Origin of the sequence: Burkholderia sp. Z1, assembly GCF_014893795.1 — a bacterium.
Taxonomy (GTDB): Bacteria; Pseudomonadota; Gammaproteobacteria; order Burkholderiales; family Burkholderiaceae; genus Burkholderia; species Burkholderia theae.
The window spans coordinates 2,480,648-2,492,598 of sequence record NZ_JACFYL010000002.1 but is presented as its reverse complement, the minus strand read 5'-3'; the positions used below and the strand labels follow the sequence as shown (position 1 = coordinate 2,492,598).

General features: G+C 63.9%; 11 protein-coding genes. 7 read left to right on the top strand and 4 right to left on the bottom strand.

What is annotated here, in order from left to right:
• The first annotated feature begins 1 nt into the window (after position 1).
• The 5 genes from tssA to H3H55_RS28085 are packed head-to-tail and all read left to right on the top strand — an operon-like array spanning position 2 to position 5,920.
• On the top strand, positions 2-1,585 hold the full coding sequence (gene tssA / locus H3H55_RS28105; protein ID WP_193101070.1) for a type VI secretion system protein TssA: 1,584 nt from the start codon (positions 2-4) through the stop codon (positions 1,583-1,585).
• A gap of 9 nt (positions 1,586-1,594) precedes the next feature.
• On the top strand, positions 1,595-3,409 hold the full coding sequence (gene tssF / locus H3H55_RS28100) for a type VI secretion system baseplate subunit TssF (protein ID WP_193101069.1): 1,815 nt from the start codon (positions 1,595-1,597) through the stop codon (positions 3,407-3,409).
• Positions 3,406-4,530 (top strand): type VI secretion system baseplate subunit TssG, encoded by a 1,125-nt coding sequence (gene tssG / locus H3H55_RS28095; protein WP_193101068.1) that lies wholly within the window; start codon positions 3,406-3,408, stop codon positions 4,528-4,530. The genes tssF and tssG overlap by 4 nt, the downstream gene beginning before the upstream one ends.
• A gap of 13 nt (positions 4,531-4,543) precedes the next feature.
• Positions 4,544-5,077 carry a type VI secretion system lipoprotein TssJ gene (gene tssJ / locus H3H55_RS28090; RefSeq protein ID WP_193101067.1) on the top strand — a complete coding sequence of 178 codons (534 nt, stop codon included), beginning with the start codon at positions 4,544-4,546 and terminating at the stop codon, positions 5,075-5,077.
• Between the two features lie 57 nt (positions 5,078-5,134).
• The gene (locus tag H3H55_RS28085; RefSeq protein ID WP_193101066.1) at positions 5,135-5,920 is read left to right on the top strand and encodes a hypothetical protein; all 786 of its coding nucleotides are present in this window, start codon (positions 5,135-5,137) and stop codon (positions 5,918-5,920) included.
• 51 nt (positions 5,921-5,971) lie between these two features.
• Here H3H55_RS28085 and catC read toward each other — a convergent pair whose 3' ends face one another.
• Genes catC through H3H55_RS28070 form a run of 3 tightly spaced genes read right to left on the bottom strand, consistent with a single transcriptional unit; the run spans position 5,972 to position 8,374 of the window.
• Positions 5,972-6,262: a muconolactone Delta-isomerase gene (gene catC, locus H3H55_RS28080; RefSeq protein WP_011355923.1), complete on the bottom strand. Its 291-nt coding sequence runs from the start codon at positions 6,260-6,262 to the stop codon at positions 5,972-5,974.
• Between the two features lie 43 nt (positions 6,263-6,305).
• Positions 6,306-7,208: a catechol 1,2-dioxygenase gene (gene catA, locus H3H55_RS28075; protein WP_193101065.1), complete on the bottom strand. Its 903-nt coding sequence runs from the start codon at positions 7,206-7,208 to the stop codon at positions 6,306-6,308.
• Positions 7,209-7,240: 32 nt separating this feature from the next.
• Complete coding sequence (locus tag H3H55_RS28070) at positions 7,241-8,374, bottom strand: muconate/chloromuconate family cycloisomerase (protein ID WP_193101064.1); 1,134 nt, start codon at positions 8,372-8,374, stop codon at positions 7,241-7,243.
• 91 nt (positions 8,375-8,465) lie between these two features.
• Between H3H55_RS28070 and H3H55_RS28065 the strand changes: the two genes are divergently transcribed.
• The gene (locus H3H55_RS28065) at positions 8,466-9,356 is read left to right on the top strand and encodes a LysR family transcriptional regulator (RefSeq protein ID WP_048250143.1); all 891 of its coding nucleotides are present in this window, start codon (positions 8,466-8,468) and stop codon (positions 9,354-9,356) included.
• Positions 9,357-9,500: 144 nt separating this feature from the next.
• On the opposite strand, the gene andR is transcribed toward H3H55_RS28065, so the two are convergent.
• Positions 9,501-10,460 carry an anthranilate 1,2-dioxygenase regulatory protein AndR gene (andR, locus tag H3H55_RS28060; RefSeq protein ID WP_048250144.1) on the bottom strand — a complete coding sequence of 320 codons (960 nt, stop codon included), beginning with the start codon at positions 10,458-10,460 and terminating at the stop codon, positions 9,501-9,503.
• 211 nt (positions 10,461-10,671) lie between these two features.
• Between andR and andAc the strand changes: the two genes are divergently transcribed.
• Positions 10,672-11,943, top strand: coding sequence for an anthranilate 1,2-dioxygenase large subunit AndAc (andAc, locus tag H3H55_RS28055; protein ID WP_193101063.1), 1,272 nt, complete (start codon positions 10,672-10,674; stop codon positions 11,941-11,943).
• The last annotated feature ends 8 nt before the right edge of the window (positions 11,944-11,951 follow it).

Here is an 11,951-nt window from a genome sequence, read left to right as displayed (position 1 = left end):
CATGACGCTTGCCAATTTCGTAAAGACACTCGTCGGCGGACCTCGCGTTGATTCGCTGCAGGAATCTCGACAGACCACCTGGGCGGCATGGCTGGCCCCGATACCGGGCGAACACGCGTGCGGCCGCGATCCCGGCTACGAGGATGCGTTCTTCGAATTGAAGGACGAGGCAAACAAGCTGTCGGGAATCGACGACGGCCTGATCGTCCGCACCTGCGAGCAATTGCTCAAGGAAACCGGGAAGGATCTGCGTCTGGTCGGCTACTACACGTTTGCGAGGTTGCGGCAGGACGGTCCGGCCGGCTTTGCCGACGGACTCGAACTGGCTGCTTCGCTAGTCGACCGGTTCGGCGACGCCGCGCTGCCCGCGCGAGCCGAGGCGAAGCGGGCGGCGATGGAAATGCTGGCGACTTCGCGCATGATCGAGACGCTGGACAGCCGTGGCGACTTTGCGCTGGCCGATCTCGAACGTGCGCTTGCTGCGCTCGACGTGCTCGTCGAACAAACGGGAAACTGGCCGGAGGCCGCGCGGCCGAATCTGCAGCCGCTGGTTACCCGTTTCGACCGCAGGGAGGAACCAGCTCGCAGTGCGAATCCTGGCGTGGTCTCGTCGCAAAAGATCGCTTCGGTTCCCGCTTCGACCGGGGCGATCGCGTCTGCGCGCGACCTGCTCGATCAGGCACGTTCGATGTCGGTGTGGCTGCGGGATCAGGAAAACGGCTATTTGCCGTCGGTGCGCCTCGTGCGCAGCGTTCGCTGGGACACCTTGCATGACGTGCCGCCAGCGGATGCCGCATCGCATACGCGTCTGGCGCCGCCGCGCGCCGAGTTGCGCCAGCAGATGAAGCGTCTCGTGCTGCAGAAGCACTGGCACGAGTTGCTGGAGCGTGTCGAGGGCGCGTTCATGGAAGGCGTGAATCACCTGTGGTTCGATCTGCAGTACTTCCAGCATGTCGCGCTCGATCACGTCGGTACGCCGTACAGCGCGTGGCGCGAACTGCTGCGCGCCGACTTTGCGCTGTTTCTCGAACGGTTGCCGGGCATCGAACGGCTGGCATTCAGCGACGGCACGCCGTTCGCCGACGACACGACGCTCGAATGGATCGCCCGGCACGCGGTCGTGCGCGACCTGGAGGCGGGCGAGACGGTGGCGCCGCTGCCGGTCTCCGCGGATAGCGACGGCGACGCCGCCGGCGACTGGCCTGAAATCGAGACCCAGGCACGCGAACTGGCAGCGCGCGACGGCATCGAGACGGCCTTCGCTTGGCTTGAAGCGCTGCCCGGCATGAAAACCGATCGGCATCGCTACCTGCAGCGGCTCGTGATGGCCCGGCTGGCGGATCATGCCGGCCGTCCCGATGCGGCGCTCGCGCTGCTTGCCGAGCTCGATGCGTCGTCGCGGTCACTGTCGCTGATGCGCTGGGAGCCGGCGCTGACGTTCGAAGTCAAGCAACAACTAGTCAAGGCATTGAAAACGATGAGCAGCCGCAAAGATGCCGACAAACCGGCGCTCATGCGTCGTGTTGCCGAACTGCAGGCCGAACTCACCGTGCTCGATCCCGCTCGCGCCTTGACCCTTTCGTAACGGATTCTCATGGACAACAACGATTCCATCCTGCGCTACTACGAAGCGGAAATGCGCTATCTGCGCGAATCCGGCAAGGAGTTTGCGAAGGCGCATCCCGATCGCGCGCGTCTGCTCAATCTCGATCGCGTAGGTGATCGCGACCCTTACGTTGAGCGGCTCTTCGAGGGTTTCGCGTTCTTGACCGGCCGACTCCGACAAAAACTCGACGACGAATTGCCAGAACTGACCGAAGGACTCGTCAGCCTGTTGTGGCCGCACTATCTGCGGATGATTCCGTCGCTGTCGATCGTGGAGTTGATGCCGTTCGCGGAGAAACTGCAGAAGACCGAAGTGGTGCCGGCCGGCGCATCCGTCAGATCAGCACCGATCAATGTCCCGTCGCCCGGCGGTGTCGAAGGTTCGGCGTCGCGAACGATCCAGTGCTTGTACCGGACCACACAACCCGTCGCGCTTCAGCCGGTTACGATTACCCACGCCGGTCCGGCCGTGCGACATGACGGCCGGTCGGTGATCAGGATCGGCTTCGCATTGGAGGGATCCGCACTGCGCAACGAAACGAACCTGTCGCGCCTGCGTGTGCATCTGAACGCGGATCTTCCGACCGCATTCGCGATGCATCTCGCGCTCACAAGGCAGGTCGACGCGATCTGCTGGCGCATCCCGGAAATTCGCGACGGCGAACCGGTGCCGCTCGCCGGTGTCACGATCGAGCCCGCGGGATTCTCGACGGAAGAGCGGCTGTGGCCCAAGGCCGATGCCGCGTTTTCCGGGTATCAGCTTCTGCTCGAGTACTTCACGTTTCGCGAGAAGTTTCTGTTCGTCGACTTGTGCGGACTCGATGTCGCGAAGCTTCCGGAAGGTGCGACCCGCTTCGAACTCGAAATCGTACTGAAGCACGCGTATCCGTCGGACCAGCGTTTCAGCGCAGAAAACGTGCGGCTGTTCTGCACGCCGGTCATCAACCTGTTCGAACTCGATGCCGAGCCGATCGAGATCGATCATCACGAATCCGAATATCGCGTCGTGCCGGCCGGCCATCAGGGCGAGCATGTCGAAACGTATTCGGTCGACGCGATCGCGACATTCGACCACGATACGGCCGAACGATACGAATACGTGCCGTTCGCCACGTTCCGTCATCGAGGCGGCATGCTGCGGCACGAGGCCCCCGAGCGCTATTTCCATACGCGCGTGCGTCCCGGCATGTCGGGGCTGCACGAAACCTGGGTGATTCTCGGCGGTCATGCGTGGGAAACGATGGACACGCTTCCAGAGGAGAGCCTGTCCTTGCGCGTGACCGGCACGAACGGGATGCTGCCGCGCAAGGGTTTGCGCGAGGCAAGTCTCAACGAGATTGCGGTCAGTACGCAAAGCGTTGCCGGCGTGCGTAATCTCGTGTCGCCGAAGTTGCCGCTGTACCCGCCGACGGAGGATCGTTTTCAGTGGCGAGTGCTGTCGCATCTGGCGCCGAACTTCCTGTCGATGATGAACGCGGAAGTGTTGCGCGGCGCCCTGGCGCTTTACGACTGGACCAGCGACGAGCTGAACCGGCGACGGCTCGCGGGAATTTTGCATGTGTCGCAGGAATTGATCGAAGAGGTGTCGGGCGGTGCGGTCGAGCGGGGCGTGCTGATCGAGATCACGCTCGACTCGCACGCTTTTTCCGGCGAAGGCGACGTGATGCTGTTCGGGGAATTGCTGCATCGGTTCTTCGAGGCATACGCGGAGATCAACCTTTTTACTAAGCTGGCGATCGTCAGCCTGCCGTCCCAGCTTCGGACGGAGTGGCCGCGCGGCAAGGTGCAGAGGGCGGCACTATGACGCGGTCATTCAATCGGGTTGGCATCGAAGCGACCGATGCACAAGCGCTTCCGGTCATTGTCGGGAGCCTGCTGGCGCGTGCGCCGAAGATGAACTTCATGCAGTTCTGTCGGCTGCTGGAAGCCGGTGATCCCGACACGCCCGGATTCGGCACGCGAGATACGCCGGAACACGAGCCGGTGCGATTCCAGCCGCGTCCTCGTTTGGGCTTTCCGGCCGGCGAGATGGCGGTGGTCGAGATCGACGACGAGGATGGCAATGCGCCGCCGACCATCCGCACAACGTTCATGGGGCTGTACGGGGTCGATGCGGCGATGCCGTCGCATACGGTCGACGAGATCGCGCTGCGCGAAGAGGGACATGAAGCGGTCGAGGCGTTTCTCGACCCGTTCAATCATCGCATCGCGACGCTGCTGTACCGCACATGGAAGAAATACCGCTATCCTGAGCGTTTTCGGGCCGGCGGTGTCGACGATTATTCCCGGAGCCTGTTGTGTCTGGCAGGATTCGGATGGGGCGACAAGCCTGCGCGTGCCGGTTTGCCGGCGTCGCGAATGCTGGCGCTGCTCGGTCTCCTGATTCAGCGCACGCGAACATCCGAAGGGCTGGCCGGCGTCATTGCGCTTGCCGCGCCGCGCGTCGGCGTTCGCGTCGACGAGTTCTGGGCTGTGACGACGAGCGCCGGCCAGCCGAGGCCGCTGACGTCGACACGCGTGGCGATTGCAGCTTCACGGGACGACCGGCGCGTCGGGCTCGGCGGGGGTTACGTGCTCGGCCGGCGCATCGCGTATCGCAGCCGTGCCGTATGTGTGACGCTGCAACCCGTCGATGCACAGCAAGCACACGAACTATTGCGGGGCGCGTCGTTGCATCGCGAGTTGATGGCGTTCATTCGCTTGTATGTCGGCGTGAAAGCCGATGTGCATTTGCGAATGAAAGTGTCGTCCCGCTTCGTTCCGAGTCCGGTTGTCGGGGCAGGACGTGCAGATCCTGCGCCTCGTCTCGGCTGGACCACGGTGTTGCCCTCCGAGGACGTGCGCCTGATCGATATCGCGCTCGGTATCTACGAGGCATTTCCGACACCTCAATCGAACTCGCATTTCGTGCCACGCACGATCTGATTCCGGAGCCTTCATGTTCAATCGAATAAATGCGGCAACCGTTGCCGCAGCATTGCTTCTGTCGGGCTGCGGTGCCTGGCAGTCCGTCTCGGATGCGTCGTCGAACGCCTATCGCGCCGTGTTTTTCAAGCAGGTGAAGGTGCTGAATGTCGATCTCGCGGCACGGGCTGCACTGAATCCGGACGAGGCGGGGCGAGCGACGTCGGTAGCGGTTCGCGTATATCAGTTGAAGGATCGCAACATGTTCGATGAAGCAACATATGAGGACCTGTTGAAGAACGATCGGACCGTTCTCGCACAGGATCTGCAGGCAGATATGTCGACAGTTGTGAGTCCTGGCGCGTCGTCGAGTCTGTCGCAGCCCATGCAACGCGAGACGAAGTACGTTGCGATCGTTGCGTTGTACCGCGCCCCCGGAGCGCTAGGAGACTGGAAGCGGGTGATTGAGAAAAAGAAGCTCGATCCGGATAAGCCGCTTCGAATGGATCTGTCGCTGAACGGACTACAGGTGGCAGGAGAAGTCGCGAAGTCAGTGACTTCTAGATGAACGGCGGAGACGGCAATAGAGAGCTGATATCGCGTGCAAACGCAGGGCGTTTCATTCATGAAAAAAGCTATGAGAATCGTGCAGAATATTCCGAGCGTGACCAAACTCGCGACGTCCTCGAGTCTGGCAAGGCTGGCGATCTGGCTTGGGGTTGCCGTATCAGCACATGTGGCTGCGCAGGACAGGCGGGACATACCGTCCCCGTCCATCGCGACGTTGGCTGCAAAGCCTGAAGGCTTCGTGCCCAAGGGCTGGAAGCTTGAACTTCAGGATAAGGGCGACTTGAACGGCGACGGCCGCGACGATCTTGTGTTGGTCCTGCGTGACACGGATCCTGCGAACGTGATAGCGCATGACGGCATGTGCGAGAACCCGTTCGACGCGAATCCTCGTATCCTTGTCGTCGCCTTTGCTCGACCAGACGGTCAGTACGCGCTCGCACTGCGAAACGAAACGCTGATACCGACGCGGGAATCGCCGTGCCTTTCGGATGCGCTGGAAGAGGGCGGTGTGGGTATCAGCCGGGGTACGTTGCGGGTAACGTTGAGTCGTTTTTCCAGCGCGGGGAGCTGGGAAATGGGATCGACCACGTATACGTTTCGATGGCAGGACCGGAAATTCGTGTTAATCGGTTACGACAACAGTTCGGTAATGCGCAATACGGGCGATATACGCACGCTCAGCGTGAACTACTCAACGGGCAAGGCCAAGGTGTCGATCGGACACACGTCCGAGGATGGCGAGCGCACCCGATGGGTCAAACTGCGCACTCAGCGGCGCTGGACACTGGACCAGGTTGGCGATCGAGCCGAATTCGTCACATCGTTGCCCACGGTAGAATAGCCGCGCGCGGGCCCACGTGCCGGGTAACCGGCACATGGGCCGCTACGCGAATTACCGATCGTCTTCCCGAACCGACGACGGATGTCGGCACAGCGCCCGCACTTCCATCTCCATATACGGAAACAGCGGCAGCTGACTCAGCAGATCATGCAACTGCTGCACGCTCTCGACATCGAAAATGCTGACGTTCGCATACTGCCCTGCGATCCGCCACAGATGCCGCCAGGTCCCTTCGTTCATCAGCCGCTGGCACATCGCTTTTTCTTCCGCCTTCAGCGTGGCCGCCTTGACCGGATCCATGTCCGTCGGCAGACGGACCGTCATTTCCACATGAAACAGCATCCTGCACTCCTTGCGTTATCGATTCGTCGAACGGGGCGGCCGCTCAGGCCTGCGCGCGGGCCCGCTCGACTTCGCTCGCCGGCACGTCCTGCTTTTCCTTGAGCAGCGAGAAATCGAAGTCGATCAGCGCGAACTGTCCGTCGACACCATACGGCTTGCCTTCCGCGCCTTCGGCCTGCTTGATCTTCGGGATCAGCCCTTCGCGGGTCGCGAATGCGAAGTCGTCCCAGATGTGCGGATCGCCTTCGATGTTGATCTGCGTCGTCAGCTTACGATAACCGTCCGCCGAAACGAAGAAGTGAATGTGCGCGGGACGATGACCGTGGCGGCCGAGCTGGTCGAGCAGCTGCTCGGTCTTGCTGCCCGGCGGCACGCTGTAGCCGACCGGCAGCACGCTGCGGAAGCTGTAGCGGCCTTCGGCATCGGTGCGGATCGAGCGACGCAGGTTGAACGCAGGCTGCGATTGATCGAAGTACGAGTAGTTGCCGAGATGGTTCGCATGCCATACCTCGACGAGCGCGTTCGCGATCGGCGCACCGTCCTTGCCGAGCACCTGGCCGCGCATGATGAGCGTCTGGCCCGGATCGTTGCCGTCGTCGAGGCGCGCATGGCCGACCGACTCCGGTGCACCCGCGACATACAGCGGCCCTTCGATCGTGCGCGGCGTGCCGCCCTGGATGCCGGCCTTCTCCTCGGCCTCGTCCATCCGCACGTCGAGGAAGCGCTCGAGGCCGAGGCCCGCGGCGATCAGCCCGAATTCGCGGCCGGCTTCGTTCAGGTAGTTGAGCGCCGTCCAGAACTCGCTCGGCTGCACGTCGAAATCCTCGATCGTGTAGCAGATGTCCTTCACCATCCGGTTGACGATCGCGCGCACGCGCGGGTTGCCGGGTTTCTCGGCGGCGTCGTCGAAGGTTTTCAGCAGTGCGTCGATGGCTTGCTTGTTCATCTGTGTCTCCGGTTTCGGTTGTCGTGTGGGGATCAGCGGGCGTCGCGTCGCATCCGTTCGATGCGGGCCCAGTCGAAGGTGATGCCGAGGCCGGGCGTCGCCGGCAGGTGCAGCTTGAAATCCTGGTAACGCAGCGGCTCGACGAGGATTTCCTCGGTGAGCAGCAGCGGACCGAACAGCTCGGTGCCCCATTTCAGCGAGTCGAACGTGCTGAACAGTTGCGCGGATGCCATCGTGCCGGCCGCGCCTTCGAGCATCGTGCCGCCGTACAGTTCGATGCCGGCCGCCGACGCGATCGACGCGACGCTCGCCGCGCCCTGCAGGCCGCCCGATTGCGCGATCTTCACCGCGAACACGTCGGCCGCGCGTTCCTGCGCGAGCGCGAACGCATCGACCGGGCCATGCAGCGTTTCGTCGGCCATGATCGGCACCTGCGCGAGCTGCGTGAGACGTTTCAGTCCCGCGCGGTTGGTCGCGGCGATCGGCTGCTCGATGAGGCTCACGCCGGCTTCCGCGAACCGCGCGCCGGCCCAGATCGCATCGGTTTCTGTCCACGCCTGGTTCACGTCGACGCGCACGTCGCCGCGCTCGCCGAGCGCGCGCTTGATCGCGATCACGTGCGCGACGTCGTCGGCAACCGCGTTCGAACCGATCTTCAGCTTGAATGCGCGATGGCGGCGCGCGTCGAGCATCGCTTCGGCTTCCGCGATGTCGCGCTGCGTGTCGCCGCTCGCGAGCGTCCAGGCAACATCGACCGCGTCGGTCCGGCGGCCGCCAAACAGTTCGGACAGCGGCACGCCGAGACGACGCGCCTGCGCGTCGAACAGCGCGGTTTCGATCGCGCATTTCGCGAAGCGGTTGCCCTGGAACAGCTTGCGCGCACGCGCCATCGCGGCGCCCGGGCGCGTCGCGTCCATGCCCTGCAGCAGCGGCGCGAAGTAGGTGTCGATGTTGACCTTGATGCTCTCGGGGCTCTCCTCGCCGTACGCGAGACCGCCGATGGTCGTCGCCTCGCCGACGCCTTCGATACCGTCCGTGCATCGAATTCGGACCAGTACGAGCGTCTGGCAATTCATCGTGGCGACCGACAATTTGTGGGGCCTGATCGTCGGCACGTCGACGAGCAACGTCTCGATGCGTTCGATGGTGGCGGCAGTTGCTATCATGCGATTCCTCCTGTTGGTGCACATGGTAGGAATTCCCGCCCCGCGTCGTCCAACACTCTTTCCGACTACTTCCATACCTTTGAGGCATGAAATGGAATTGCGTCAGCTCCGCTACTTCATCGCCGTCGCCGAGGAAATGAACATCACGCGGGCGGCCGAGCGGCTGCACATGACGCAGCCGCCGCTGAGCCGGCAGCTCCAGGCGATCGAGGACGAGATCGGGCTGCCGCTGTTCGAGCGCGGCGCGCGGCCGCTGAAGCTGACGGACGCAGGGCGCGTGTTCTATGCGCAGGCGAAGCGCCTCGTCGACCAGGCCGACGAGCTCGGCCCGCTGACGCGGCGGCTCGCGCAGTCGTCGGAACGGATCGTGATCGGCTTTGTGCCGTCGACGCTGTACGGCGCGCTGCCGGACGTGATCCGCGCGTTTCGCGAGGCGCAGCCGGACGTCGAGCTGTCGCTGATCGAAATGTTCACGCTCGAACAGCTCGGCGCGCTGAAGGGCGGGCGGATCGACGTCGGGTTCGGCCGCCTGCGTTTCGACGACGATCAGGTCGTGCGCGAGGCGCTGATCGAGGAAAAGCTGATCGCGGCGCTGCCGGTCGGGCATCCGCTCGCCGATCCGGCCCGGCCGCTGACGCTCGCGGATATCGCGAACGAGACGCTGATCGTCTATCCGAGCACGCCGCGGCCGAGCTTCGCCGATCAGCAACTCTCCGCGCTGCGCGACGGCGCGCTGGTGCCGGCCGCCGTTCATGAGGTGCGCGAATTGCAGACGGCGCTCGGGCTCGTGGCCGCGCAGGTCGGCGTGTCGCTGGTGCCGGAGAGTGTGGAGGGTGTGCGTGTGAAGGGGGTCGTCTACCGGCGCTTGCCGGAACCGGCTGCGACGTCGCCGATCATCATGAGCCGCCGGCTGCACGGCGAAAGCGCGGCGACGGCCGCGTTCTGCGCGATTGCGCGGGAAATGATCGTGCCGGGGGCGTAACGGCGGTCGTTGGTGCTATGAATCGCAACTAACGGTCTGTTTCCGCGTGCGCGGACAAATTTGGAGAGGGCGGCGCGATCCGATGCCGTTCCTTCCCATCTCAGGGCCAGCCGGCAGGCTTCCGGGTGCGCCAGCCTGACGACGTTAACGCTTCCCGTCGAGCGTCTCCGACGGCGATTCGCCAAACTTTTCCCGGTAAGCGATCGCGAACCGTCCGAGGTGCGTAAACCCGCAATCGAGCGCGACATCGGCGATCCGCCGGTCGGACGCGGTGCCGCGCAGCAACTCGCGCGCATGGTCGAGCCGCGTCGCGCGCAGGTATTGCATCGGGCTCATCCCGCGGAACTGCAGGAACGCATCGCGCAGCGTCCGTTCGGGCACGTTGGCGGCCTGGACGATATCGGCGAGCTGCAGCGGCTGCGCGTAGTGCGCGTTCACGAACTCCTGCGCGCGCCGCACGAAGCCCGGCGCCGGGTCGCGGTGCGACGCGCGCAGCACGGACGGCGGATGGCCTTCGATCAGCAGGTCGATCAGCAGATGTTCGAGCTGCGACGCAACGCGCGGGTTCGCGTTCGCGCGTTCGAGCAGTTCGGGGGAGCGGGCGACGAGCATCAGCTGCTGACGCCACGCGGAGAGCGCGGCGTCGCTGATGTGCAGCACGGGGTCGAGCGTCGCGCGCGGGTCGCCGGTCAGCGAGCCGACGGTTGCCGCGTCGATGCGCAGCACGAACTGCTCGCAATCGGCCGACAGTACCGCGTCGAAGCGCTCGCCGGGCGCACACAGCACGCCGGTCTGGCCATCGACGCCGAGCTGCCGCCCCATCGCACGCACCTCGGCCTGGCCGGACAGGCAGAACATCAGCAGGTAATACCCGTCGACCGCGTCGACCTGCACGCGCATCGCGTCGCCGAACGCGATCGTGCCGATCCCGAGCCCGCCGAGCTTGACGAAATCCATGTGCGACGCACCGTGCACGCGCCCGTTCGGCAGCAGCGCATGCGGCTGCATCACGCGCGAGATCCGCTCGCGCGTCTCGTCGAGATCGCGGGATTCGAACAGCCGGTGCGCGCGCAGCGCGAGCGGCTCGAACGACGTTGGGGACATGGGCATCAGCCTAATTGGGGACGCCGCGTTTCGATCCGACGAATGAGTCGCGACCGGACGCGGCATCGTGTGTGCCGCCATGCTAGCTCAGAAATCCGCCGAAAGTGGATATTGCACCGCCGCAATCGCACTTTCCGGATAGACGGCGAATATTAGCTTTTCAAAAATGGGCTCCATGCATTCAACGAAACAGATCGACAAGGAGTCCGACATGGAGCAGACAGAATCGCCCGTCGTATTCGCCGCCCGCGGCGATGCATCCGACGTGACCTTTCCGCACGACGACGGCTCGCGCGTGCCATACAAGGTGTTCAGCTCGCAAGCGGTCTACGAGCGCGAGCAGGAACGCATCTTCCGCGGGCCGACGTGGAACTTCGTCGCGCTGGAGGCGGAAATCCCGAACGCCGGCGACTTCAAGAGCACGTTCGTCGGCGACACGCCGGTGGTCGTCACGCGCACCGAGGACGGCACGCTGTCCGCGTGGGTGAACCGTTGCGCGCACCGCGGCGCGCAGGTGTGCCGCAAGTCGCGCGGCAACGCGAGCTCGCACACCTGCGTCTATCACCAGTGGAGCTTCGACAACCAGGGCAACCTGCTCGGCGTGCCGTTCCGGCGCGGCCAGAAGGGCATGTCGGGGATGCCTGCCGATTTCGATCCGAAGCAGCACGGGCTGCGCAAGCTGCGCGTCGACAGTTATCACGGGCTGGTGTTCGCGACCTTCAGCGATGAAGTGATGCCGCTGCCCGACTATCTCGGCGAGCAGATGCGCCCGTGGATCGACCGGATCTTCCACAAGCCGATCGAGTATCTCGGCTGCACGCGCCAGTATTCGAAGTCGAACTGGAAGCTGTACATGGAGAACGTGAAGGATCCGTATCACGCGAGCATGCTGCACCTGTTCCATACGACCTTCAACATCTTCCGCGTCGGGATGAAGGCGCGCTCGATTCCGGACGCGAACCACGGGCTGCACAGCATCATCACGGTGACGAAGACGAACGACGACACATCGGCCGCGTACAAGCAGCAGAACATCCGCTCGTTCGACGAGGGCTTCCACCTCGAGGACGAATCGATCCTCGATCTCGTGTCGGAATACGACGAGGACTGCACGAACCATATCCAGCCGATCTTCCCGCAGCTCGTGATCCAGCAGATCCACAACACGCTGGTCGCGCGCCAGATCCTGCCGAAGGGCCCGGACAACTTCGAGCTGATCTTCCATTTCTTCGGCTACGCGGACGACACGCCCGAGCTGCGCGCGCTGCGCATCAAGCAGGCGAATCTCGTCGGGCCGGCCGGCTACATCTCGATGGAAGACACGGAGGCGACCGAGCTCGTGCAGCGCGGCACGGTGCGCGACGGCGACGCGACGTCGGTGATCGAGATGTCGCGCGGCAATCCGGACCAGCAGGACACGGTGATTACCGAAAGCCTGATCCGCAAGTTCTGGGTCGGCTACCAGAAGCTGATGGGCTATTGAAGCGGGAG

Excerpts from the sequence above, each read along its gene's own strand:
- tssA (WP_193101070.1), top strand. The coding sequence starts at position 2 with ATGACGCTTGCCAATTTCGTAAAGACACTCGTCGGCGGACCTCGCGTT.
- tssF (WP_193101069.1), top strand. The coding sequence starts at position 1,595 with ATGGACAACAACGATTCCATCCTGCGCTACTACGAAGCGGAAATGCGC.
- tssG (WP_193101068.1), top strand. The coding sequence starts at position 3,406 with ATGACGCGGTCATTCAATCGGGTTGGCATCGAAGCGACCGATGCACAA.
- tssJ (WP_193101067.1), top strand. The coding sequence starts at position 4,544 with ATGTTCAATCGAATAAATGCGGCAACCGTTGCCGCAGCATTGCTTCTG.
- H3H55_RS28085 (WP_193101066.1), top strand. The coding sequence starts at position 5,135 with ATGAAAAAAGCTATGAGAATCGTGCAGAATATTCCGAGCGTGACCAAA.
- catC (WP_011355923.1), bottom strand. The coding sequence starts at position 6,262 with ATGCTGTTTCATGTGGAAATGACGGTCCGTCTGCCGACGGACATGGAT.
- catA (WP_193101065.1), bottom strand. The coding sequence starts at position 7,208 with ATGAACAAGCAAGCCATCGACGCACTGCTGAAAACCTTCGACGACGCC.
- H3H55_RS28070 (WP_193101064.1), bottom strand. The coding sequence starts at position 8,374 with ATGATAGCAACTGCCGCCACCATCGAACGCATCGAGACGTTGCTCGTC.
- H3H55_RS28065 (WP_048250143.1), top strand. The coding sequence starts at position 8,466 with ATGGAATTGCGTCAGCTCCGCTACTTCATCGCCGTCGCCGAGGAAATG.
- andR (WP_048250144.1), bottom strand. The coding sequence starts at position 10,460 with ATGTCCCCAACGTCGTTCGAGCCGCTCGCGCTGCGCGCGCACCGGCTG.
- andAc (WP_193101063.1), top strand. The coding sequence starts at position 10,672 with ATGGAGCAGACAGAATCGCCCGTCGTATTCGCCGCCCGCGGCGATGCA.